Origin of the sequence: Caulobacter vibrioides, assembly GCF_002858865.1 — a bacterium.
In the GTDB taxonomy this organism is placed as follows: Bacteria; Pseudomonadota; Alphaproteobacteria; order Caulobacterales; family Caulobacteraceae; genus Caulobacter; species Caulobacter vibrioides.
Genome location: NZ_PJRR01000005.1, coordinates 170,608 through 191,751 on the forward strand (window position 1 = coordinate 170,608; position 21,144 = coordinate 191,751).

At 69.0% G+C, this 21,144-nt stretch carries 23 protein-coding genes and 2 pseudogenes; 15 read left to right on the top strand and 10 right to left on the bottom strand.

Annotated elements, in window-relative coordinates; all coding sequences use genetic code 11:
- Window positions 1-29: 29 nt before the first annotated feature.
- Entirely contained in the window at window positions 30-785 is a 756-nt protein-coding gene (locus CVUC_RS02305; RefSeq protein WP_096032682.1) for a M48 family metallopeptidase, read from the bottom strand.
- Window positions 786-913: 128 nt separating this feature from the next.
- Between CVUC_RS02305 and CVUC_RS20215 the strand changes: the two are divergent.
- Window positions 914-1,000: pseudogene (locus CVUC_RS20215) on the top strand (hypothetical protein); the annotation flags it as partial.
- Window positions 1,001-1,136: 136 nt separating this feature from the next.
- On the opposite strand, the gene CVUC_RS02315 reads toward CVUC_RS20215, so the two are convergent.
- The 3 genes from CVUC_RS02315 to prmC are packed head-to-tail and all read right to left on the bottom strand — an operon-like array spanning window position 1,137 to window position 3,362.
- On the bottom strand, window positions 1,137-2,234 hold the full coding sequence (locus CVUC_RS02315) for a DUF4167 domain-containing protein (protein ID WP_096032680.1): 1,098 nt from the start codon (window positions 2,232-2,234) through the stop codon (window positions 1,137-1,139).
- Complete coding sequence (locus tag CVUC_RS02320; RefSeq protein ID WP_096032679.1) at window positions 2,231-2,455, bottom strand: hypothetical protein; 225 nt, start codon at window positions 2,453-2,455, stop codon at window positions 2,231-2,233. The genes CVUC_RS02315 and CVUC_RS02320 overlap by 4 nt, the downstream gene beginning before the upstream one ends.
- Window positions 2,456-2,492: 37 nt before the next feature.
- Entirely contained in the window at window positions 2,493-3,362 is an 870-nt protein-coding gene (prmC, locus tag CVUC_RS02325; RefSeq protein ID WP_096032678.1) for a peptide chain release factor N(5)-glutamine methyltransferase, read from the bottom strand.
- Window positions 3,363-3,461: 99 nt separating this feature from the next.
- Between prmC and CVUC_RS02330 the strand changes: the two genes are divergently transcribed.
- On the top strand, window positions 3,462-3,713 hold the full coding sequence (locus CVUC_RS02330; RefSeq protein WP_096032677.1) for a type II toxin-antitoxin system ParD family antitoxin: 252 nt from the start codon (window positions 3,462-3,464) through the stop codon (window positions 3,711-3,713).
- A complete protein-coding gene (locus CVUC_RS02335; RefSeq protein ID WP_096032676.1) occupies window positions 3,710-3,997 on the top strand; it encodes a type II toxin-antitoxin system RelE/ParE family toxin in 288 nt (95 codons plus the stop codon). Before CVUC_RS02330 ends, CVUC_RS02335 begins: the two co-directional genes overlap by 4 nt.
- On the opposite strand, the gene CVUC_RS02340 is transcribed toward CVUC_RS02335, so the two are convergent.
- Window positions 3,998-4,759: an MOSC domain-containing protein gene (locus tag CVUC_RS02340; RefSeq protein ID WP_096034735.1), complete on the bottom strand. Its 762-nt coding sequence runs from the start codon at window positions 4,757-4,759 to the stop codon at window positions 3,998-4,000. It abuts the gene before it with no gap.
- Window positions 4,760-4,890: 131 nt separating this feature from the next.
- Between CVUC_RS02340 and CVUC_RS02345 the strand changes: the two genes are divergently transcribed.
- The 9 genes from CVUC_RS02345 to CVUC_RS02385 all read left to right on the top strand — a co-directional run bounded on the left by CVUC_RS02345 (window position 4,891) and on the right by CVUC_RS02385 (window position 12,092).
- Complete coding sequence (locus tag CVUC_RS02345) at window positions 4,891-5,418, top strand: GNAT family N-acetyltransferase (RefSeq protein ID WP_096032675.1); 528 nt, start codon at window positions 4,891-4,893, stop codon at window positions 5,416-5,418.
- Between the two features lie 78 nt (window positions 5,419-5,496).
- Complete coding sequence (locus tag CVUC_RS02350) at window positions 5,497-5,673, top strand: hypothetical protein (protein ID WP_096032674.1); 177 nt, start codon at window positions 5,497-5,499, stop codon at window positions 5,671-5,673.
- Window positions 5,674-5,722: 49 nt separating this feature from the next.
- The gene (locus CVUC_RS02355; RefSeq protein ID WP_164468079.1) at window positions 5,723-6,790 is read left to right on the top strand and encodes a serine hydrolase domain-containing protein; all 1,068 of its coding nucleotides are present in this window, start codon (window positions 5,723-5,725) and stop codon (window positions 6,788-6,790) included.
- Window positions 6,787-7,377 carry an AAA family ATPase gene (locus CVUC_RS02360; protein ID WP_096032673.1) on the top strand — a complete coding sequence of 197 codons (591 nt, stop codon included), beginning with the start codon at window positions 6,787-6,789 and terminating at the stop codon, window positions 7,375-7,377. Before CVUC_RS02355 ends, CVUC_RS02360 begins: the two co-directional genes overlap by 4 nt.
- Before the next feature lie 195 nt (window positions 7,378-7,572).
- The gene (locus CVUC_RS02365) at window positions 7,573-8,310 is read left to right on the top strand and encodes a hypothetical protein (RefSeq protein ID WP_124743107.1); all 738 of its coding nucleotides are present in this window, start codon (window positions 7,573-7,575) and stop codon (window positions 8,308-8,310) included.
- A gap of 109 nt (window positions 8,311-8,419) precedes the next feature.
- Entirely contained in the window at window positions 8,420-9,559 is a 1,140-nt protein-coding gene (locus CVUC_RS02370; RefSeq protein WP_096032671.1) for a beta-ketoacyl-ACP synthase III, read from the top strand.
- Window positions 9,496-10,224 (top strand): iron-containing redox enzyme family protein, encoded by a 729-nt coding sequence (locus CVUC_RS02375; protein WP_096032670.1) that lies wholly within the window; start codon window positions 9,496-9,498, stop codon window positions 10,222-10,224. The genes CVUC_RS02370 and CVUC_RS02375 overlap by 64 nt, the downstream gene beginning before the upstream one ends.
- On the top strand, window positions 10,221-11,135 hold the full coding sequence (locus tag CVUC_RS02380; protein ID WP_096032669.1) for a DUF6999 family protein: 915 nt from the start codon (window positions 10,221-10,223) through the stop codon (window positions 11,133-11,135). The genes CVUC_RS02375 and CVUC_RS02380 overlap by 4 nt, the downstream gene beginning before the upstream one ends.
- A 69-nt stretch (window positions 11,136-11,204) precedes the next feature.
- The gene (locus CVUC_RS02385) at window positions 11,205-12,092 is read left to right on the top strand and encodes an endonuclease/exonuclease/phosphatase family protein (protein ID WP_096032668.1); all 888 of its coding nucleotides are present in this window, start codon (window positions 11,205-11,207) and stop codon (window positions 12,090-12,092) included.
- A gap of 16 nt (window positions 12,093-12,108) precedes the next feature.
- Here the strand turns inward: CVUC_RS02385 and CVUC_RS02390 are convergent, their stop codons facing one another.
- The 3 genes from CVUC_RS02390 to CVUC_RS02400 are packed head-to-tail and all read right to left on the bottom strand — an operon-like array spanning window position 12,109 to window position 15,654.
- Window positions 12,109-13,107 carry an ABC transporter permease gene (locus CVUC_RS02390; protein WP_096032667.1) on the bottom strand — a complete coding sequence of 333 codons (999 nt, stop codon included), beginning with the start codon at window positions 13,105-13,107 and terminating at the stop codon, window positions 12,109-12,111.
- A complete protein-coding gene (locus tag CVUC_RS02395; RefSeq protein WP_096032666.1) occupies window positions 13,104-14,651 on the bottom strand; it encodes a sugar ABC transporter ATP-binding protein in 1,548 nt (515 codons plus the stop codon). The genes CVUC_RS02390 and CVUC_RS02395 overlap by 4 nt, the downstream gene beginning before the upstream one ends.
- Window positions 14,652-14,673: 22 nt before the next feature.
- Window positions 14,674-15,654 carry a sugar ABC transporter substrate-binding protein gene (locus CVUC_RS02400; protein ID WP_010918744.1) on the bottom strand — a complete coding sequence of 327 codons (981 nt, stop codon included), beginning with the start codon at window positions 15,652-15,654 and terminating at the stop codon, window positions 14,674-14,676.
- A gap of 215 nt (window positions 15,655-15,869) precedes the next feature.
- Here CVUC_RS02400 and CVUC_RS02405 point away from each other — a divergent pair, with 215 nt between their 5' ends.
- A complete protein-coding gene (locus tag CVUC_RS02405; protein ID WP_096032665.1) occupies window positions 15,870-16,706 on the top strand; it encodes a serine aminopeptidase domain-containing protein in 837 nt (278 codons plus the stop codon).
- 43 nt (window positions 16,707-16,749) lie between these two features.
- Here CVUC_RS02405 and CVUC_RS20755 read toward each other — a convergent pair.
- Together CVUC_RS20755 and CVUC_RS02410 are read right to left on the bottom strand one after the other, a co-directional pair.
- Window positions 16,750-16,818, bottom strand: a pseudogene (locus CVUC_RS20755) (hypothetical protein); the annotation flags it as partial.
- Between the two features lie 14 nt (window positions 16,819-16,832).
- Window positions 16,833-19,040: a putative bifunctional diguanylate cyclase/phosphodiesterase gene (locus CVUC_RS02410; RefSeq protein ID WP_096032664.1), complete on the bottom strand. Its 2,208-nt coding sequence runs from the start codon at window positions 19,038-19,040 to the stop codon at window positions 16,833-16,835.
- Between the two features lie 198 nt (window positions 19,041-19,238).
- Here CVUC_RS02410 and prfA point away from each other — a divergent pair, with 198 nt between their 5' ends.
- Window positions 19,239-20,309, top strand: coding sequence for a peptide chain release factor 1 (gene prfA, locus CVUC_RS02415; protein ID WP_096032663.1), 1,071 nt, complete (start codon window positions 19,239-19,241; stop codon window positions 20,307-20,309).
- Window positions 20,309-21,076, top strand: a complete 768-nt coding sequence (locus CVUC_RS02420) for a pseudouridine synthase (RefSeq protein WP_096032662.1) — start codon at window positions 20,309-20,311, stop codon at window positions 21,074-21,076. The genes prfA and CVUC_RS02420 overlap by 1 nt, the downstream gene beginning before the upstream one ends.
- Window positions 21,077-21,144: the final 68 nt, after the last annotated feature.

The window sequence follows — 21,144 nt, forward strand, 5'->3', positions numbered from 1 at the left end:
TATGTGTGGCCGATACGCCACACAAGTCCTCACCAGCCCTTGCTGGTCAGATATCGTTCCAGTTCCTGGATTCGCACGGCGTCGGAGGGGTGGGTCGAGCCGAGGTCGCCGCCGGACTTGCCCCCGTCCAGGGCCTGCATGTTGCGCCACAGCTTCACCGCTTCGCGGGGGCGGTAGCCGGCGCGCTGCATGTAGTCGACGCCCAGCTTGTCGGCCTCCAGCTCCTGCTTGCGCGAGAACGGCAGCAACAGGCCATAGCGGGTGGCGTCCTCGCCGTGGTCCTTCAAGAGCTTGCCGAACTCGGTGCCGCCGGCCGCGGCCTTGGCGATGCCCAACAGGACCTTGGAGGTCGTCTCCTGCGACACCCGCTCGGCGGCGTGACGGGCCACCACGTGGCCGGCCTCGTGGCCGATGACGGCGGCCAGCTGGTCGTCGTTCTCAACCAGGCTCAGCAGGCCGACGGTCACGCCGACATAGCCGCCCGGCAGCACGAAGGCATTGGGGGTCTCCTCCAGAAACACCGCATATTCCCAAGGCCGCCCGGCCAGACCGGCGGCGACGATCACCCGCTGCCCCACGGCCTGAACCCGGGCGTTCTTGCGCGGCTCCCTGGAGACGTGACTGGTCCGCAGAGCGTCGGCCCAGGCCTTCTCGCCGTCGCGGGCCAGGTTGTTGTCGTTGACGATCAACAGCTGGTCGCGCCCGAGGTCCGGATTATAGGCGCAGCCGCCCAGGGCGCAGGCGGCGGCGATCAGCAGCGGAAGGATCAGGCGCGGCAGGGTCATGGGCTCGGCGAACTGTGTTTCGAAGTCGACACAAGTCTTATCCCCGGCGCAGCTTCGGGACGCAACCGCGAGAGGCCCATGCCGTGTCGCCACGCGTGTTCTGATAAGCCGATCAAGGGGGGGGGGGGAGGCCGTCCTCGCCCTTCGACAGGCTCAGGGTGAGGACGACTGTCGGCTCCGGCTCGCACAAAATCCTCATCCTGAGCTTGTCGAAGCCTCATCCTGAGCTTGTCGAAGGACGAGGATTTCCATCCGCATACGCGGCCGCACATGACGCCAACTCAGCCCGCCAACGAAAAAGGGAGCCGCTTTCACGGCTCCCTTTCGCATTTCGCATGATGTCCGAGCGGATCAGCCCTCGTCCGAGCCGCCTTCGGCCGGCGCGCCTTCGGCGGCCTCGAAGCTGCGCGGGGCGCGGCGGCGGCGGGGCTTCTTGACCTCTTCGCCGTCGTCCGAGGCCGGAGCCGCTTCGGCGGCCGGAGCCGACGAGACCGCTTCGGGGGCGCGTTCGGCCTTGCGGCCGAGGAACGCCGGGGCGTGGCTGACCGCGCCGTCCTGACCGCGCAGCATCGGCGAGCCTTCGCCGGCCGGGGCTTCAGCGGTCAGGGGCGAGGCCTCGGGCTCGATCACGGCCATCGGGTCGCGGTCGCCGCGCGGCTGCCAGTCACGGTCACGATCGCGGTTGCGGTCGCGGCGACGGCGGCTCTCGCGGAACTCGCCCTCACCTTGCGGCTGGTCGCCCTCGGCGGCCGGACGCTCGTCGCGGGGACGATCATCACGGGGGCGGTCGTCGCGGTCGCGGAAGCGATCCTCACGCGGACGCTCGTCACGGGGACGGTCGTCACGGGGGCGGTCATCGCGCGGGCGGTCGTCACGGGGACGATCATCACGGGGACGATCATCACGGTCGCGCCAGCGGTCGCGGCGGCTGTCGCCATCGCGGTTGCGGTCGTCGCGATTGCGGTCACGGTCGCGGTTTTCGAAGTTGCGGTCGCGGTCGCGGTTACGGTCGCGGTTCTCGAAGCGGTCGCGGCGCGGCTCGCCGTTTTCACCACCCTCGCCGCCTTCGGCCTGGCCCTCGGCGGGCTGCTCGACGACTTCGGGCTCTTCCGGCGGCTCGGCCTCGAAGTCGATCTCGTAGGCGGCGTAGACGTCCTTGCCGACGATGTCGGCGACCGGACGATTCGGCTGGATGGCGCGCAGCACACGGAAATAGTGCTCGGCGTGCTGCAGATAGTTCTCGGCCAGCACGCGGTCGCCGGACGACGAGGCGTCGCGGGCCAGTTGCTGGTACTTTTCGTACACGCTCTGCGCCGCGCCGCGGACCTTCACGCCCTCGGGGCCGTTGGAGTCGAACGCGCGGTTAGCGTTGTGCTGTTGAGGCTTGCCGCCGTTGCCACCGCGATTGTTGCGGCCGCGTTGGCGCTTCATGCCTTTGAAATCTCTCATGTTCTCTTCTGAACCTGTCCGGAGGTCAGTCTTGCGCTGGCGCGTCCGGCCTTGCTGGTCTCTGGGCGGGTCGAACCCTGGTCGATGTCAGAGACACTGGTTTCCGTAGAGCCCCCATCCTGCTCTTTCGGCGCGGCGACCGGCGGACCGGGCGCGCCTGCCAGGGGAGCAACGCATGCGTCAGACACCGAAGCGTCATCGACGACTGCTTTTCCCGTCACCTGGCGATTTGGAAGGAGACATGACTCGTCTAACGGTTCACGCGGGGGTTTCCAAGGGATTTTTCACCCCCAGCACCACGCGGTCGTGCGTCGACAGGTCCTTGACCGTGCGAACCTCGCCGGCGCCGGCCGCGCGGAACAGGGCCTCGACGGCCTGGGACTGGTCGTAGCCGATCTCCACCGCGAACAGACCGCCGGGCTTGAGCACGCGCAGAATCTCCGGCGCCAGCTCGCGATAGGCGGCAAGGCCGTCCGGCCCGCCGTCCAGGGCCAGGCGCGGTTCGTGGATGCGAACCTCGGGCTCCAGCGTGTCGATCACCTCGGTCGGAATATAGGGCGGGTTGGAGACGACGAGGTCGAAGCTGTCGCTGCCAAGGCCCGTCGTCCAGTCGCCGTGCAGCAGGGCCGCGCGGGTGTTGAGGTCGAGATTGGCGGCGTTCTCGCGCGCCACAGCCAGGGCCTCGCTGGAGGCGTCAATGCCCAGCCCCTTGGCCGCCGGCCGCTCGGCCAGCACCGCCAGGAGGATCGTGCCCGAGCCCACGCCCAGGTCCAGCATCGAGAAGGCCATGTGTTCCGGGAAGGCCTTCAGCACCTCGTCGACAATGACCTCGGTCTCGGGACGCGGGGTCAGGACGTTCTTGTTCACCTGCAAGAGGATCTTCCAGAAGCCCTTGCGGCCGATGATGTGGCTGACCGGCTCGCGGCGCGCGCGGCGCTCCAGATAGGCGTTCAGCGTGGCGATCTGCTCGGCGCTCAGCTCGCGATAGGGATCGGTGACGATTTCGGTCCGGGTGACGCCGGCGGCGACTTCCAGCATCAGGCGCGCGTCGATCGACGGCTGATCGATGCCGGCGTCCTTGAGGCGATCCTTGGCGGCGGTCCAGGCTTTGACGAGGGTCAGGGTCATGGGCGGGGCTTTAGCGCGTCGGCGGCCGGGAGGCGAGATTGAATGAGGTACCAGATTTTGGTATAGCTAAGAGCACGCTGCACCGATGGGAGAACGGCCATGAGCAAGAATACCTCCATCGTGCTCAGCGAGCACTTCCAGTCCTTCATCGCCGAGAAAATCGAGGAAGGTCGCTACGGCTCGGCCAGCGAGGTCGTGCGCGCCGGACTGAGACTTCTGGAAAATCAGGAAGCCAAACTGGCCGCGCTGCGAAACGCCCTGAAGGAGGGCTGGGACAGCGGCAAGCCCGAGGCCTTCGACGTGGAGACCTTTCTGGCGGAGGCGAACGCCGACTACGACGCCAAGTCGTGAGCGCCTATCGCCTGACGCCTCGCGCACGATACGACGTGCGCGAAATCTGGGCTTACACGGTCGGCGTCTGGGGACGTCGCGCAGCGGACCGCTACATCCGTGAGCTTACCAAGACGTTCGAAGCGATCGCCAAGGATCCAAGCCACGGCGCGATCGCGGAAGACCTGGACTGCCGCAAGCAGATCTTTCGCTCTCACGTCATCTACTACGCGCCCGAGGATGACGCGGTCATTGTGGTTCGCGTCCTGCACCAGCAGATGGACGCGCCGAGCCACCTCAACTGATCACCCCGCCACCACCGCATCCCCCTCGCCTACCGCCCCGCCCTGGGTGACGTTCAGATAGATGCCGCAGAACATGTGGCCGTAGTGGTCGAACAGGGCCTTGACCAGATCGACGTCGCGCTCGGCGCTGGTGGGGTCCACATGGGTGGCGGCGCAGCGGACAATGGGCTTGAGCACCGCCGCCTTGGCCGCGCCCAGGCTCAGCGTCTGGCCGGTCAGGTCGTTCTCGGCCCAGGCGGGCCAGCCCTCGACATAGAGATTGGCGCGGAAGCGCAAGGGGTCGAGATCGCGCCCGACCTTGGCCGACAGGTCCCGCACGCTGGCCAGGTTGACGATCGAGACATAGCCGGACTTGCTGTCCATAAACCGGTGCGCGCCCGGCCCCTCGATCACCTTCAGCGGGCCTTGGGCGTCGTCACCGAGGAGGTCAGCCAGCCAGGCCTCGAAACCGGCCCGCCCGGAAGCCTGGCGCAGGTCGCCGGCGAAGTCAGGGCGGCCCTCGGCGCGGGCGGTCAGCACGCCGCTCTTCTCGTCATAGGCCGTCAGGGCCCTGGCCACGGCCGGGATCTTGGCCAGCACCGTGAACTTCATCTTCGAGATGTGCGCGGGCGCCGCCGGATCAAACCCGCTGGGCCCATCCTCGACCGCATAGAGCCGGTCGCAGGGAAAGCAGGCTCCCGCCGCAAGGTCGGCGTGCTCCAGGCGCTCGGGCGTGAAGCCCTTCACGGGGTGGCGGTACAGCGAGACGATCCGGGCTTGCATGGCCCGGACCATCGGCCGCGACTCAAGGTCTGGCAAGGCTTGGCGCGCGGCCCCTGACCTCGCGGGGAAATCAGTTGTTGATCGGCCGGGCGGCTTCTAGCTTGCCGCCCCCGCCCCTCCGGAACCCGCCCATGCCGCTGCTGACGCTCTACAAGGACGACGAACTGGCCGACATCGCCGCCCTGGTGAACGGCGCCTATCGCGGCGAGACAGCGGCCCAGGGCTGGACCAGCGAAAGCGAGCTTTTGGGCGGCCAGCGCACCGACGAGGCGTCCTTGCGCGCCGATCTGGCGGCCAAGCCCGGCTCGACCCTCCTGACCTTCCGCGACGAGGCCTGGGAAAAGCCGTTCGCCTGCGCCTGGATCGAACCGCAAGCCGACGATGTCTGGTACGTTGGCATGATCACCGTGACCCCGACCCGTCAGGCCGGCGGCATGGGCCGCGCCGTGCTCGAGACCTGCGAGGCCTATGCCCGCGCCCGCGGCGGCAAGGTCATGCGGATGACGGTGATCTCGGTCCGCGACACCCTGATCGCCTGGTACGAACGCCGCGGCTACCGCCTGACCGGCGAAACCCAGCCCTTCCCCTATGGCGACGCGCGCTTTGGCCTGCCGCAGCGCGATGACCTGGCGTTCGTGGTGATGGAGAAGGGGCTGTAGGGCCCCATTACCGAACCTTAAGTAGCTCCGTCCGGGCCGACGCGTTCAGATGCCGCGTCTTCGGCTCAGGGACTCTCCATGGCGTTCAAGTTTCGCGCGGCGGCGCTGGGCGCACTCATGCTCGTCGCCGCCGGCGCGGCCCAGGCGGCGGTTACGCCTGCGCCCGTCGGCCAGCCGCTGGCCCAGTTCGACAAGCTCAAGCCCGCCTCACCCGCGCCGGACGGCTCGGTCTGGGTGAAGATGCTGTTGTGGTAGGCGGGCGCGGGAGAGCGCCCAGCCTGTCGTCGTCATAGCCACAGCGATCTTGGAGATCTGCTGTCGCGAGCCGAAGGGAAGAAGAATGCGTTTGATCTTGGTCGCCGGGATGGCGCTCAGCCTGCTCGGCTGCGGCGATCGGTCGGACGCCGCCAGCGTCGCCGACCCAGAACTGACCGCCGTCCTCGCCCGCTGGGATCAGGACGACAAGGCCGATCTCAAGGCGGTCGTTGTCATGCGCGACGGACAGGTCGTCGCCGAGCGCTATTTCAACAGCGAGACCGACAAGACCCTCCACGATGTCAGATCGGCGGGGAAGAGCGTCACGGCCCTGCTGGCGACCATCGCCGTCGATCGCGGCCTGATCTCATCGCTGGCCGACCCGGTTAAGACCTACTGGCCGCAAGCCGCGACCAGCGCGATCGGCGACGTCAGGCTGGACCATGTTCTCACCATGCGGTCGGGCCTCGCGGCGTTCGATGCGGACACGCCATCCCCTGGCGATGAAGACCGTCTCGACGAAGCGGCCGATCCTGTCGCCTTCACCCTGGGCGTGCCCAGGGCCCATACGCCCGGCGTCCACTACCGCTACAACTCCCTGACGGCCTATGTCGCCGGACTGGTGGTCGAAAAGGCCGCTGGGCGCCCGATGTCCCGTTTCGCCGACGAGACACTCTTCAAGCCCTTGGGGATCGACGTCTGGCGGTGGGACGCGGATGTGGCGGGCCATACCAAGGGGCAGGGAAACCTCTGGCTGACCGCCCGCGATTTCGCGACGCTGGGCGAGCTTGTCAGGGCGCGGGGCGTCTACAAGGGCCACCGGATCGTCAGTGAGGCCGGCGTCGACGCCATGCTGCAGCCTCGCCTCCAGATACCGCCCGAGGCTGACGATCCCTATGCCGACGCCTACGGCTATTTCTGGTACGCCAAGACCTACGACCTCGGGTCCCGCAAGGTGCCGATCCGCTTCGCCTCCGGCAACGGCGGCAACAAGATCTACATCGCGCCGGACCAGCGCCTAGTGGTGGCGATAACCTCCAGCGCCTACGGGCGCGGCTATGGACAACGCCGGTCCGAGGCCATCCTCAAGGCGATCCTGGAGGCGGAGGGCCTTTGACGGCGGGTCTCCATCATGCGGCGGCGAACGGGGTCGGAGTCCGGCCCTTCAGGAGACATCCCACGAAACGCTACATCCTGACCGGCGCGCCGGGCGCTGGAAAGACCGCGCTTCTGCGAGCCCTTGAAACGGCCGGCGAGGTCGTGGTCGAAGAGGCCGCCACCGACGTCATCGCCCTGGCCCAGGCGCAAGGCGTGGACCAGCCCTGGACCGACCCCGGCTTCATCGACACCATCGTTGGGCTTCAACGCCAGCGGCAGACCCGCGCGGTCGGCGACCGCATCTTCTTTGACCGCTCGCCGGTCTGCGCCCTGGCTCTGGCGCGGTTCCTGGGCCATCCGGTCTCGGCGTTGCTGGAAGACGAACTGGCGCGGATCGTCCGCGAGGGCGTCTATCAGCGCCGCGTCTTCCTGGTGCAAGGCCTCGGCTTCATCACGCCCACGGCCGCCCGCCGCATCAGCCTGGATGACGCCCAGGCCTTCGAAGAGGTCCATCAGGCAGCCTACACCGAGCTAGGGTTCGAGCTTGCGCCGATCGCGCCGGGACCGGTGGGGGATCGCGTTCGGCGCGTGCTGGGGGCGGTCTAGGAAGGGCGGCCGCTGCGCGACCGCTAGAATGTCAGAGGCTCACAGCCTAGCCGGTAGGAACCGGACGTCAGACGCGAGCCCTTGGGAAGGTTCCAGCAGGAACGCCCGACGACCAACAAGTAACCTCGCCAACACCGCTTGGCGCGGCTCCGGCGATCACGGTACAGCGGCGGCATGATGCTACCTCTCCTCCTTCTGGCGCTTGCCGCCGCTTCGCCGTCGCCTCGGGACGCGGCGGGCAATCAGCTTGAGCCGCTCAAGCCGACGACCGAGCAGACTGCGCGCCTGTGCACGGGCGACCAGCGCTGGTGCGCCGGCATCGATGACGACTCCGCTACGCTGAGCGTCTTCACCGGACCGACCAGCGCCGCCGTCGCCAGCGTCGAACTGGAGCAGGACGAGGACGAGACCCTGGCGGTCTGGCCCCAGATGGCGCGGCTGGCGGCGCCCGGCGCGGGCGTGCTGATCGGGGTCGAGCGCCGCCGCAGCGCCAGCTATTCGGGCGGCGGCGGCAGCACGACCGTTCTGGAGCTGATCCAGGTCTGGCCCGACCGGTCGCGCCCGCCGCGCTCGGTGCTGACCGTGCCTTTGAAGGGCGAGATCATGATCAGAGCCTGTTTCAGCAAGCAGGACTTCGCCGACCGCAAAGGCGCCTGTCAGGACATCTATACCTTCGACGCCGCCTTGACCCTCGCGCCGGAAACCGCCTCGGGCCCGCCGAAGTTCCAGTTCGCGACCCTGGCCAAGGCGTTCCCGCCCAAGGCCTCGCGCGACACGCCCACCCCGTCGTTCAAGCGGCTGAAGAAGAGCGAGCTCGTCCCCACCCCGGACCTCGCCTGCAGCTATCGTCGCGTCCTGGCGTTCGACGCGAAGAGCCAGACCTATCAGCCCGACAGCCCGCTGCCGGACTGCGACGACTACACCACGCCCTAGATGCGAGAGGCCTGAGCCTCGGCGTTGGAAGGCGCGCCGTGTTCCCGCATAAGGGCGGTGAAGCGGGTTGTTCGACGGCGAACGCCTCGCCGCCAGGTTACGTTTTGTGATGCATTCGAACGATCAGGCCTACATCACCGGCGTCGGCGCGTTTCTGCCGGGCGAGCCCGTGCCCTCGGCGGCGATGGAGGATTTCATCGGGCGGATCGGCGGGCGTGGCAGCCTGATGGGCCGCCGGGCCCTGCGCTGGAACGGGGTCGAGACCCGCCATTACGCCCTGAGCCCAGGCGGACGGCCCAACCACTCCAACGCCGGCATGTGCGCCCTGGCCGTGCGGCGGGCGCTGGACGACGCGGGCCTGGGGCCGGAGGACCTCGGCTTCCTGGCCGCCGCCACGACCCAGGGCGACTTCCTGGTCCCCGGCCACGCGGCCATGGTGCATGGCGAACTGGGCTGCGGCCCGATCGAGATCGCCAGCTTCCAGTCGGTTTGCGCCTCGTCGCTGATGGCGGCCAAGTCGGCCTATCTGTCGGTGCGGACGGGCGAGCACCGCGTGGCCGCCGCCTGCGCGGGGGAGTTCTCCTCGCGCTGGTTCCAGCCGTCGTTCTACGAAGGCTCGTCCCTGCTCGACGACAAGCAGCGCCTGAAGCCGCAGGCCGACTATCTGCGGTTCACGCTGTCGGACGGCGCGGGAGCCGTCCTGGTCGAGCCCGCTCCCCGCCCCCAGGGCCTGAGCCTGAGGATCCGGTTCATCGACCTGGTCTCGCTGGCCGGTCAGTTCGATCCGTGCATGTGGGCCGGCGCCGGCCTTGAAAGCCACGCCGAAGCCCTGGACGGCTGGAGCCATCTGGGGCCCCAGGCGGCGCACCGCGCGGGGGGCCTGGCGCTGCTGCAGGACTTCGATCTGCTCAAGCGCGTGATCCGCGCGTGGGTCGGCGTCTATCTCAAGAAGGTGGACGAGGGCCGGATCGTCCCCGACGAGATCGACCACCTCCTGTGCCACTATTCGGCCCGGTCGCTGCGCGAGGAGATCGTCTCCCTGCTGGAGAAGACCAACGGCATGATCCCCGAAGAGAAGTGGTTCTCCAACCTGGCCACGGTGGGCAATGTCGGCTCGGCGTCGATCTGGGTGATGCTGGAGGCCTTCCTGCGATCCGACCGGCTGAAACCGGGTCAGACCGTGCTGTGCGTGGTGCCCGAAAGCGGCCGATCCATGGTCGGCTTCATGCTGCTGGAGGCCGTGGGATGACCACAACGACCGTTGCCGATGTTCTGCGCCGACTGACCGTGGTGTTCACCGAGTTCGAGCGGCGGCTGGAGCAGACGCCCCTGATCCGCAAGCTGACGCGTGGCCGGTTCGAGATGGCCGACTACCACGCCTTCCTGATCGGCCTGCGTCAGCAGGTGAAGGACGGGGCGCTGTGGATGTCGCGGGCGGCGTCCAATATCGACGAGGATCACCTGGAGCTGCGCTCGACCCTGATGCGCCACGCCGTGGTCGAGCACCGGGACTTCCGCCTGCTGGAGGCCGACTTCGTCGCCGCCGGGGGCGATCTGGAGACGATCCGCAACGCCGAGAAGAACATCGGCTCCGAAGCCCTGTCGGCCTGGATGTTCCACGAGGCCTCCAAGCCAAACCCGTTCGGCCTGCTGGGCGCGATGTGGATCATCGAGGGCCTGGGCTCGATCAAGGCCTGCGAGTGGGGCGCGCTGGCGCAGCAAAGGCTGGACCTGCCCGACACCGCCGTCCGGTTCCTACTGTACCACGGCGAGAACGACGCCGAGCACATCGGCGAGTTCGAACAGATGCTGGGAATGGTGCTGCCGAGCGAGGCCGTCGCCGCGCGCATCATTCGGACCGCCGAGGTCACCGCCCGCCTCTATGCGCTGCAAATCGAGGAGATCACGGCGTGACCCACCCCGACTTCGACCTGTCGCGCTACGATCCCAACGATCCGGACCCTTGGCTGGCCCTCTATCTGGACCAGGGCATGCCGATCGCGCCCGAGGCCAAGGTGGCCCTGCTGAAGGGCAACCGCTCCTGGTCGCGCCGCTGGCTGTTTCCGATCGCGCGGCCCGGCGTCTTTGTGTTCTTCATCCTGGTGAAGATCCTGCGCGGGATCTCGCCCCATCGCCCCAACCTGAACACCGGGCTGCACAAGCTGATCCACTGGGGCCTGAAGACGTTCTGCACGCCCGAGGCCAACACGCTGATCCTGCGCCATTTCCATGTCGGCACCGAGCTGCTGGCCTTCATCAAGGCCAACGCCGGACCGGTGGAGGTCGACACCGTGCCCCTGCGGCCGCGCACCCTCAGGGACCTGGAGGACAACGTCTTCCTGCAGCACGACCTCAACGTCTTCAACTTCATCATCCAGCTGAACGCCAGCCTGCGGGCCCAGGGGCGGGACCTGGTTCCGGTCGAGCGGCCGGACTTCTCGATGATCTCGGATGAGCCCTTCGCCCTGGGCGAGCTGCCCAGGAGGCGGCTGAACTTCGCCGACGCCCAGACCGCCATCGAGGTCTACACCCCGCTGTACGCGCTGATGCTGCCCCGCGCCGACTTCGTCCGCGCCGCCCAGTCGCTGCAACTGGACGAGACCGTGGCGATCTATATCGGCAAGATCCTCGGGACCGACTACCACATGTCGTTCGTCAAGAACGGCCACCCGCTGGTGCCGCTCTCGACCTTGCAGGCGGGGCATCGGTTGATGATGCACGGTCTGGACTGCGAGGCGCTGCATGGCTGGCTGCGCCTGCTGAAGCAGAGGCAGGCGGCCGGCCTGCCGCTGGACCCGCGCAACCCGGTGGCGGCGACGGCTTAGCGCGGGCCTTGCCGCCTATCCCGCCCCCCTGTCGCAGGGGTGTCACCGGCGCCGCCTAAAGGGCCAGGCATGAGCCAAGCGCGATCTCTTTCCCTCATCCTCGCGGCCGTTCTCGCGAGCCTCCTGCCCGTCACGGGGTCACAGGCGGGCGAGCCGGGCCGCGCCTTGTGGGTGATGAGCTACAACATCCGCTACGACAATCCCGACGACCGTCCCGACTGGCGAACGCGGCGGGGGCCGATGGTCGAGCAGATCCGCTTCTTTGCGCCCGACATCCTGGGCCTGCAGGAGGCCCTGCCGACGATGGTCGATCAGCTGGCCGGCGACCTGGCCGGATACGCCCACTATGGCGTCGGCCGCGACGACGGCGCGGGGCGCGGCGAGACCACGACGATCTTCTATCGGGCCGACCGGTTCCAGCAGGTGCTGGCCAAGACCTACTGGTGTTCGCCCACGCCCGACACCCCCAGCAAGGCCTATGACGCCGCCCTGCCCCGCACCTTCACGCGCCTGGTGCTGAAGGACCGGATCACCGGCGTCACCTTCGATGTCCGTAATGCGCACCTGGACCATGTGGGCGCGGAGTCCCGGGCCAAATGCGCCGCCCAGATCCTGGCCCTCGCCCCCTGGCCCAAGGCTCGGCTGATCACGCTGGGCGATTTCAACAGCGCGCCGGAAGAAGCGCCCTATCGCCTGCTGACCGCGCCCGAAGGCCCCTATCGCGACGCCCGCGCGGCCGCGTCCAGCGTGTTCTCGCCGTCGACGGGCACCTTCAACCGGTTCACGCCGGCGTCGATCGGCCCGCCCATCGACTACATCTTCGTGGACCGCCGCCTGAACGTCGCGCGCTTCGCCGTGCCGACCGACGTCGCCGACGCCGGCGTGATTTCGGACCACTTCCCGGTGCTGGCCGAGATCACGCTGTCGCCGAGGACGCGGACAAAGGCCAAGCCTTAGCCTGCTCTAGCGGGCCCTACGCCTTGTGGGTGCGCGCATAGTGGTCGAAGGCCACGGCGGCGACGATGATCAGGCCGATCACCACCTGCTGGACGTAGGAGGTGACGTGCAGCATCACCAGGCCGTTCGAGAGCACGCCGATCAGCAGGGCCCCCAGCACGGTGCCGCCGACGCCGCCCGAGCCGCCGGTCAGGCTGGCGCCGCCGATCACCACCGAGGCGATAACCCGCAGCTCATAGCCCGTCCCGGCGACCGCCTCGGCCGAGCCCAGGCGGGCCGACAGCAGAAAGCCCGACAGCCCCGCCAGGGCGCCGATGATCGCGTAGACGCTGGTGGTGATGAAATCGACATTGACGCCCGACAGGCGCGCAGCCTCGGCGTTGCCGCCCACCGCATAGACCTGACGGCCATAGCGGGTGTAGCGCAGCGCCAGGTGGCCGGCCGCTGCGACCAGGGCGAAGATCACCACCGGCACGGGCAGGAACAGGATCTCGCCCGAGCCCCACCAGCGGTAGGCGTCGTTGAAGCCCGAGATCGGCCCGCCGTCGTTCAGCAGCAGGGTGGCGCCGCGCCAGACGGTCATACCGCCCAGGGTGACGACGAAGGCGGGCACATGCAGCCAGGTCACGGCCTTGCCCTGCACATAGCCGCCGGCCAGACCGATCAGGGTCGAGACCAACAGAGCGATCAGCCAGGTGGCGGGGCCGTCGCCCACGACGGCGGTGACCACATAGGCCGCGGCGATCGAAGCGAAGGCCAGCAACGATCCCACGGCCACGTCGATGCCGCCGATCAGGATCACGAAGGTCATGCCCACGGCGATGATCCCGTAGATCGACACCTCCGACAGGATGTTCAGGGCGTTGCGCGCCGTCAGGAAGCGCTCGTTGGCCACGCCGAACACCGCCACCAGCAGCAGCAGGAACAGGATCGTCCGGTGCTTGCGGGCGAAGGCCAACAGGTCGAAGCGGGGCTTGTCGGTCGCGAGCGGGGCGGGAGACGACGGGGCGGTCATGCGGTCAGGCGTTCCATGTCAGGGGCGGCGACCCGGTCCGTGCCGGTCGCCATATGGGCCATCAGGCCCTCTTCGGTGGCGGTCTGCGCGTCGAGATCGGCGACGATGACGCCCTCGCGGAAAACGACGATGCGATCGCTGACGGCCATGACCTCGGCCAGTTCCGACGAGATCACGACGACCGCTACGCCCAGGTCGGCCAGGTCGCTGAGCACCTGGTGAACCTCGGCCTTGGCGCCGATGTCGATCCCGCGCGTGGGCTCGTCGACGATCAGCACCTTGGGCGTCAGCGCCATCGCCCGGCCCAGCAGGACCTTCTGCTGGTTGCCGCCCGACAGCTTGCCGATCGCGGTCTCGGCGTCGGCCATCTTGATGCGCAGCTTCTGGCGATAGGTCTCGACGAGGTCGCGCTCGGCCCGCTCGTCGACCCACTGGCCCAGCGCGCTCAGCGCCTTGAGGCTGGGCAGGCTCAGATTGCGGCGGATCGAGTGGTCCAGGAAGCAGCCCTGCTGCTTGCGGTCCTCGGGCACCAGCATGATCCCGGCCTGGATGGCGTCGCGGGGCGAGCGCAGGCTCAGGGGCTTGTCGTCGACCAGGACGCGTCCGGCGGCGATCGGATCGGCGCCGAAGATCAGCCGGGCCAGGTCCGTGCGGCCCGCGCCGACCAGACCGGCCAGACCGACGATCTCGCCGCCCCTCGCCGCGAACGACACCTGGCGCAGATAGCCGGGCGCCGACAGTCGGGGCGCGGCCGGGGTCACGCCCTCGACCTTCAGCACCACCGCGCCGGGGGGGCGCCGACGCGTGCGCCGCTCGAACTCGACATGCCGCCCGACCATCAGCCGGACCATGTCGGCGACCTCGACGTCGGCGACGTCGCCGCTGGCCACGAAGCGGCCGTCGCGCATGACGGTGTAGCGGTCGCACATCGCCTTCACCTCGCCCAGGCGGTGCGAGACATAGATCACCGACACCGACCGCGCCTTCAGGCCGGCGATGATGGCGTGCAGGCGGTCGACCTCGCGGCCGCTGAGCGCGGCGGTCGGCTCGTCCATGATGATCAGCCGCGCGTTCAGGGTCATGGCCTTGGCGATCTCGACCATCTGCTGCTCGGCGACGGTCAGGCCGCGCACCGGCGCGTCAGGATTTAGCGGCAGGCCCAGATCGTTCAGCAGGGCCTGGGCGTCGGCGCGCAGCCGCGACCAGTCGACCAGCCCCAGGCGGCGCGGCTCGCGGCCCAGATACATGTTCTCGGCCACGCTCAGTTCCGGGAACAGGTTGAATTCCTGGTAGATCGTGGCGATGCCGAGCTGCTGGCGGCGCAGCGGCGCATCCCGCGGGTCCAGGACCTGGCCGGCGAAGGTCACGGTTCCGGCGTCGGCGGCGTGGGCGGCCGACAGGATCTTGATCAGGGTGGACTTGCCGGCCCCGTTCTCGCCCAGCAGCGCATGAACCTCGCCGACACCGACGACGAGGTCCACCTGGTCGAGCGCGCGCACGCCGGGAAAGCTCTTGCTGACCTGGCTGACGTCCAGGAGGGTCATGACCTGGGATCCGGGGTCGGCGCTATTTCATCTCGCCGATGCGCGAGGCCTCGGTGAGGTTGCCGCTGGTGATCAGCACCGGCTTGAGGCTGACCGACTTGAGCGCGGCGCCCGACTTGATCTTGTCGACCGCCTGACGAAGCGCGGTGCGGATCTGCAGGCCGGGGTTCTGCTCGACCGTCGCGACCATCTCGCCGGCCTTGATGCGGGCCAGGGCCTCGGGGATGGCGTCGAAGCCGATGACCTTGACCTTGGCGCTGTCCAGCCCGGCGGCGCGCACGGCCTCCAGGGCGCCCATGGCCATGTCGTCGTTCAGGCAAAGAATGACGTCCGGCGGCGTGTCGCGCATCGAGGTGAGGATGTTCTGGGTCACCGTCAGCGCCTGGTCGCGCTTGGAGTTGGCGGTCTGCTCGGTGACGATCTTGAAGGCCGGACCGCCGGCCGCCAGGCCGTCATGGACGCCCTTCACGCGCTCGATCGAGCTGGAGCTGCCCGGGTCGTTGGTGATGACCACGACGCGCGCGCCGGCCGGATAGGTCTTCACGACCCAGTCGGCCATCGCCCGGCCGCCGGCGACATTGTCGGCGCCGACATGTGGCACGGCCGTCTTGCCGCCCGCGATGTTGCGATCGACCGAGATCACCGCCACGCCCTGTTCCACAAGGTCGTCGGCGGCGCCGGCCAGCGCCTTGGAGTCGGTGGGGGCGACGATCACGACCTTGGCCCCCTGCACCGCAGCGGCCTGCAGGTCGGAGATCTGCTTGGAAGAGTTGTTCTGGGCGTCCAGCACCTGGACCTTGACCCCCAGCTTTGCGGCCTCGTCCTCCAGCTCGCGCCGCATGGCCACGAAGAAGGGCTGGGAGAGGTCGTTGAAGCTGACCACCACCTCGGCCTCGGCGCCCCCACGGGCGCAGCCGGTCATCAGGCCCAGGGCCGCCGTCCCCAGCCCCAGTCCAGCGGCCAGACCCAGCAAGCGCCGGCGCGACATCGAGGGGCGGATCATGGGGCTACTCTCTAATGCGAATTATCGGATGCCAGGCATCGCTGTTGGTTGTCGCCAGAAGAATGGAAGAAAATTTCCATGTCAAGAAATTGTGGAATTGTCGGTTCTTTTCTGTCGGCCGCTCCCCGGGCCTCCCGCCGGTCGCAGCGCCGTAATCCGCTGGACAGCCTGGCTGAAGCGTTCAACCTTGGGCTGACCCTAGCTGAGAGAGTCCTGTGACCGAACGCGTCCTTCATCGCCGTGGCCTGCTGACCGGCGCCCTGGCCCTGGCGATCACGCCGACCCTGGCCCGCGCGGCGGCCTCGCCCATCACGATCACCGTCGGCGACCGCGCGCTGGAGCTCAGCGTGCTGCGGCCCGCCGCGCCCAAGGGCGTGGTCGTGTTCTCGCACGGCGCCGGCGGAACGGCGGAGGCCTATGCGACGCTGCTGGAGGGCTGGCGCCAGGCCGGCTTCCTGGTGGTGGCGCCGCTGCACGTCGACTCCCAGAAGCACCCCCGCAGGACCGCGTACAATCTGCGTTCGTCCTTCCCGCTCAGGATCGCCGACGTCGGGGCGGCGGCCGGCTGGGCGGCCGCCGCCGCGCCGGGCCTGCCGCTGGCCTATGCGGGCCACTCGTACGGTTCACTGATGTCGCTGATGCGCGGCGGCGCCCTGGAGGGCATGATCCCGGCCCGCGATCCGAACGCCAAGGCCGTGCTGTGCTTCTCAAGCCCCGGGACGATCCAGGGCCTGATGGGTCCGGCCACCTTCCAGACGCTGACCACCCCGACGATGGTGCTGACGGGCGAGCTGGACCTGGTGCCGGGCATGGTCGCCGACTGGCGCGACCACCTGCGCGCGGTCGAGGAAAGCCCCGCCGGCGAGAAGTACGCCTGGATCGGCAAGAGCGTCGACCACGGCCTGGCGCACCATCCCGACAATCCCGCCTTCGCCGAGGCCTCGGCCCTCAGCGTCACCTTCCTGAAAGCGCAGCTTCTGGGCGACGCCAAGGCCAAGGCCGCCCTGGCGGCCCGGACCCCGACAGCGGCGGCGTCGTTCTGGCGGCGCTAGCGGAAAGCGCCCCCTCCCCCGTTCTACGGGTGAGGAGGAAAGCTCAACCTTCCTGCCCCGCTTGCGGGGGAGGTGGATCGGCGCGAAGCGACGAGACGGAGGGGGCGTTAGCGCAAAGCGCCCCCGTCAGGCCACCGCCGCCAAGTGCATGCGGCCGCCCTCGTCGACGATGGTGTCGATCGCGTCGGCGGCCAGCGCCGCGCTGAACAGGAAGCCCTGCGCCTGGACGCAGCCGATCTCGTGCAGTTGCTCGCGCTGCTGGTTGGTCTCGACCCCCTCGGCGATGACCGACAGCTTCAGGGCCTTGGCCAGGCGGACGATCGCGGCCACCACGGCGCCGGCCTCCTTGTCGCCGCCCAGGGGGGTGATGAAGCTGCGGTCGATCTTGATCTTGTCGATCGGATAGCGCCGCAGATAGCTCAGCGAGCTGTAGCCGGTGCCGAAATCGTCCAGCGCCAGAGAGAAGCCCATCTCGCGCAGGCGGCTGATGGCGTCGTGGGTCGCCTCGTCATCGCCCAGCAGCGCGCCTTCGGTGATCTCCAGCTCGATCTTCTCGGCGCGCGCGCCGGTTTCGGCCAGGATCTGGGCGACCAGATCAGGGAACCCGGCCTGGCGCATCTGCAGGGCCGAAACGTTGACGGCCACCTTCAGGTCCTTCCAGCGCAGGCTGTCGGTGAAGGCCCGGCGCATGATCAGCCGGCCCAGCTCGTCGATCAGGCCGCAGTCCTCGGCCAGGGGCACGAAGGCGCCCGGCGAGATCGCGCCCTTCTCGGGATGGGTCCAGCGGGCCAGGGCCTCGACGCCCAGCACCTTGCCCGCCGCGTCGACCTGCGGCTGGTAGGCGACCCAGACGCCGCCGTCCTTGAGCGCCAGGCGCAAATCGGCTTCCAGACCGCGCCGCGCCTTCAGGGCCGCGTCCATCTCGGCCTCGAAGAAGCAGTAGCGACCGCGCCCCTCGTCCTTGGCGCGATACATGGCCACGTCGGCCCGCCGGGCGGCCTCGACCGCGCCGACAAAGGCCTCGTCCGGCGTGATGACGGCCACGCCGACCGAACCGCCGACAAACACCGTGCCGCAGGACAGATCGACCGGGGCCGCCAGGGCGGCGACCAGGCGCTCGGCCAGGGCGGCCGCGCCCGGCGGGTCGATCTCGGCGGCGACCACGCCGAACTCGTCGCCGCCCAGGCGAGCCAGGGTTTCGCTGGCGCGGCACAGGCCGGCCAGACGGGCCCCGATCACCTGGATCAGTTCGTCGCCGGCCGCGTGGCCGTGGGTGTCGTTCACCGCCTTGAAGCGGTCCAGATCGATGGCCAGCACCGCCATGGCGCCGCGCCGGCGCGACAGGCCGTCGACGCCCTGCCGCAGCCGCTCCTCGAACAGCACCCGGTTGGGCAGGCCGGTCAGGGCGTCGTGCATGGCCATGTGCTTGGCGCGCGCCTCGCTGGCGACCAGCCCCTCGGCGATGCGCCGGCTGCGACGGGCGAACAGCAGCGCCACGACGGCCAGGCCGCCCACCACCAGCAGAATCGGGACCACAGCCTTGCGCAGTAGACGCTGACCCGGATGGGGCGGCGCCCAGTCCAGAGTCGCCACCACCTGGCCCGCATGATTGCGCAGCGGGACATGGGCGTCGTCGGCATCGGGCCGCGCGTCGCCCTTGTGCAGGTGGATACCGGCCAGCAGGAAACGGCTGGAGAAGGCCTCCAGGAACACCGCGTCCAGCCGAAGGGCGGTGACCACCACCGGCGCCCGCGCCTGGCGCGGGAGGGCCTTGCCGAAGTCGGGCTGCACCAGGCTGGCGGTGACGATGTAGACCTCGCCGTCGATGGATTCGACGGCGCTGGCCTGGGCGGGCGTGGCGACAAGGCCGCCGTCGACGCGCGGGCCGGTGATGCGCGGGCGCCGGACCTCGAGGGCGCGGACCTTGCGGATCAGCGGCGCGAAGCTGGGGGCGCGGCGCTCGTAATAGGCCGCCGTCGTCGGCTTCCCGACCCGGGCGCTGAACAGCGGACGATCCTGGGCGTCGACCACGAAGATCATGTCGAACCCGGCCTGGCCCATCAGATAGGCGCCGATGTTCTCCTCGGCCCAGCCCGCGTCGAACCGGTTATCGAGATTGATGACCGCATCGTCCCACAGCACCTGCGGCGAGACGGCCCGTTGGATGTCGGCGATCTTGGAGTCCATGCCCCGCGCGACCAGCGCCTGCTCATGGCGCAGGGCGTCGCGGTCGACACGGGCGGCCATCATGAACAGCACCGCCACCAGCACGCCGACCGTCAGCAGCGCCATGGCCGCCAGGGGTGCGGAAAGACGGGCCTCGACACCCTTCATGGTCGCGAAAGTCCAATACCGCGAGAGAGAGAATGCCGGTTCTGGCAGGCCAAAGCTAAGCTCTACCTAATACCCCCTGAGGCAACTTGTCGCAGGCCCGCGCCACGCGCCGTGCGCTGCATGTCGGCGCCACATTCCCTTTGGCGGGGAAAGGCTTTAGAGAGACCGCCCGTCCCTCTCAGCCGTGCGAAACTCCCCTTGCGACTGCCCCAGGCCCGCCTCGACCAGGTTCTCGACCGTTTCCGTGAAGTGGAGGCCCGCATGGGCGCGGCCACCGACGGCGCCGAGATCGTCAAGCTCTCCAAGGAGCACGCCGAGCTGCGCCCCGTGGCCGAGGCCGTCGAGCGGCTGGCCAAGCTGTCGGCCGAACGCGCCGAGCTGGACGTCCTGGCCGCCGATCCCGAGATGGCCGAGATGGTCCGCGACGAGATTCAGGCGCTGGACGAGAAGCTGCCGGTCATGGAGCGCGAGCTGGCCCTGATGCTGGCGCCCAAGGACAAGGACGAGAACGCCTCGGCCATCCTGGAAGTGCGCGCCGGCACCGGCGGCGACGAGGCGGCCCTGTTCGCCGGCGATCTCTTCCGCATGTACCAGCGCTACGCCCAGACCCAGGGCTGGCGCGTCGAGATCGACAGCATCTCGGAAGGCGAAATGGGCGGCTTCAAGGAAATCGTCGCCTCGATCACCGGCGACGGCGTGTTCGGCCGGCTGAAGTTCGAAAGCGGCGTGCACCGGGTGCAGCGCGTGCCGGCCACCGAAGCCCAAGGCCGCATCCACACCTCGGCCGCCACCGTCGCGGTGCTGCCCGAAGCCGAGGACGTCGAGATCGACATCAAGGAAAGCGACCTGCGGATCGACACCTATCGCTCGTCGGGCGCGGGCGGTCAGCACGTCAACAAGACCGACTCGGCCGTGCGCATCACCCACTTGCCCACCGGCGTGGTGGTGACCAGCTCGGAAAAGAGCCAACACCAGAACCGCGCCCGGGCGATGAAGAACCTCAAGGCGCGCCTCTACGACATGCAGCGCGAGGCCCTCGACAGCGCCCGCTCCGAGGCCCGCAAGAGCCAGGTCGGCAGCGGGGATCGTTCGGAGCGCATCCGCACCTACAACTTCCCGCAGGGCCGGGTGACCGACCACCGCATCAACCTGACGCTCTACAATCTGGCGCGGATCATGGAGGGCGACGCCCTGGACGACGTGATCAACCCGCTGATCGCCGAGGACCAGGCCGAGCGTCTGGCCAGCCTCGAGGAAAGCTTCGGCTGATGGCCTGGACCCGCACCTACGACGAGGCCGAGCCCCAGCGGGTCAACAAGTGGCTGGCCCAGAGCGGGGTGTGCTCGCGCCGCGAGGCCGAGCAGCTGATCAGCGACGGCCTCGTCTCGATCGCCGGCGAGGTGGTCGAGGACGTCGGCCGCAAGATCCAGCCCGGCCAGACCCTGACCCTGGCCGACCGCGCCACCGCCAAGCTGGACGCTGTCCCGACCTACCTCGTTCACAAGCCGCGCGGCGTGGTCTCGTCGCAACCTGATCCGGGCCAGGTGCCGGCCGCGCGCCTGCTGACGCGCGCCAATCTGTGGGGCGACGCGCGCGGCGTGGCGATCCCGCAGTCGGGCGACCTGATCCCGCCGATCGGACGCCTGGACAAGGACTCGCGCGGCCTCCTGCTGCTGTCGCAGGACGGGGTGGTGGCCAAGGCCGTGATCGGTCCGCAGTCGGAGTTGGAAAAAGAGTACCGCGTCGCGGTGATGGGCGAGCTGACCGAGGAGAAGCTGGAGCTGCTGCGCTTTGGCCTGGAGCTGGACGGCCGCGAGCTGCGCCCGGCCGAGGTCGAGGTCATCTCCGATCAGCGCCTGAGCTTTGTGCTGCGCGAAGGCCGCAACCGCCAGATCCGCCGGATGTGCGAACTGGTGGACCTGAAGGTCGTCGACCTGTTCCGCGTCCGCGTGGGCCCGCTGGACCTGGGCGACATGCCCGAGGGCCACTGGCGCTTGCTGACGGCGGCCGAGCGGGCGGCGCTGGTGGCGGGTTAGCGCGCCAAGAGTGCCGAAGCATGAACGGCGGCGGCAGAGCTGATCCGTGAGACGTTGCTGTTGGGCGG

Excerpts from the sequence above, each read along its gene's own strand:
- CVUC_RS02305 (WP_096032682.1), bottom strand. The coding sequence starts at position 785 with ATGACCCTGCCGCGCCTGATCCTTCCGCTGCTGATCGCCGCCGCCTGC.
- CVUC_RS02315 (WP_096032680.1), bottom strand. The coding sequence starts at position 2,234 with ATGAGAGATTTCAAAGGCATGAAGCGCCAACGCGGCCGCAACAATCGC.
- prmC (WP_096032678.1), bottom strand. The coding sequence starts at position 3,362 with ATGACCCTGACCCTCGTCAAAGCCTGGACCGCCGCCAAGGATCGCCTC.
- CVUC_RS02330 (WP_096032677.1), top strand. The coding sequence starts at position 3,462 with ATGAGCAAGAATACCTCCATCGTGCTCAGCGAGCACTTCCAGTCCTTC.
- CVUC_RS02340 (WP_096034735.1), bottom strand. The coding sequence starts at position 4,759 with ATGCAAGCCCGGATCGTCTCGCTGTACCGCCACCCCGTGAAGGGCTTC.
- CVUC_RS02345 (WP_096032675.1), top strand. The coding sequence starts at position 4,891 with ATGCCGCTGCTGACGCTCTACAAGGACGACGAACTGGCCGACATCGCC.
- CVUC_RS02350 (WP_096032674.1), top strand. The coding sequence starts at position 5,497 with ATGGCGTTCAAGTTTCGCGCGGCGGCGCTGGGCGCACTCATGCTCGTC.
- CVUC_RS02370 (WP_096032671.1), top strand. The coding sequence starts at position 8,420 with ATGCATTCGAACGATCAGGCCTACATCACCGGCGTCGGCGCGTTTCTG.
- CVUC_RS02385 (WP_096032668.1), top strand. The coding sequence starts at position 11,205 with ATGAGCCAAGCGCGATCTCTTTCCCTCATCCTCGCGGCCGTTCTCGCG.
- CVUC_RS02390 (WP_096032667.1), bottom strand. The coding sequence starts at position 13,107 with ATGACCGCCCCGTCGTCTCCCGCCCCGCTCGCGACCGACAAGCCCCGC.
- CVUC_RS02395 (WP_096032666.1), bottom strand. The coding sequence starts at position 14,651 with ATGACCCTCCTGGACGTCAGCCAGGTCAGCAAGAGCTTTCCCGGCGTG.
- CVUC_RS02400 (WP_010918744.1), bottom strand. The coding sequence starts at position 15,654 with ATGATCCGCCCCTCGATGTCGCGCCGGCGCTTGCTGGGTCTGGCCGCT.
- CVUC_RS02410 (WP_096032664.1), bottom strand. The coding sequence starts at position 19,040 with ATGAAGGGTGTCGAGGCCCGTCTTTCCGCACCCCTGGCGGCCATGGCG.
- CVUC_RS02420 (WP_096032662.1), top strand. The coding sequence starts at position 20,309 with ATGGCCTGGACCCGCACCTACGACGAGGCCGAGCCCCAGCGGGTCAAC.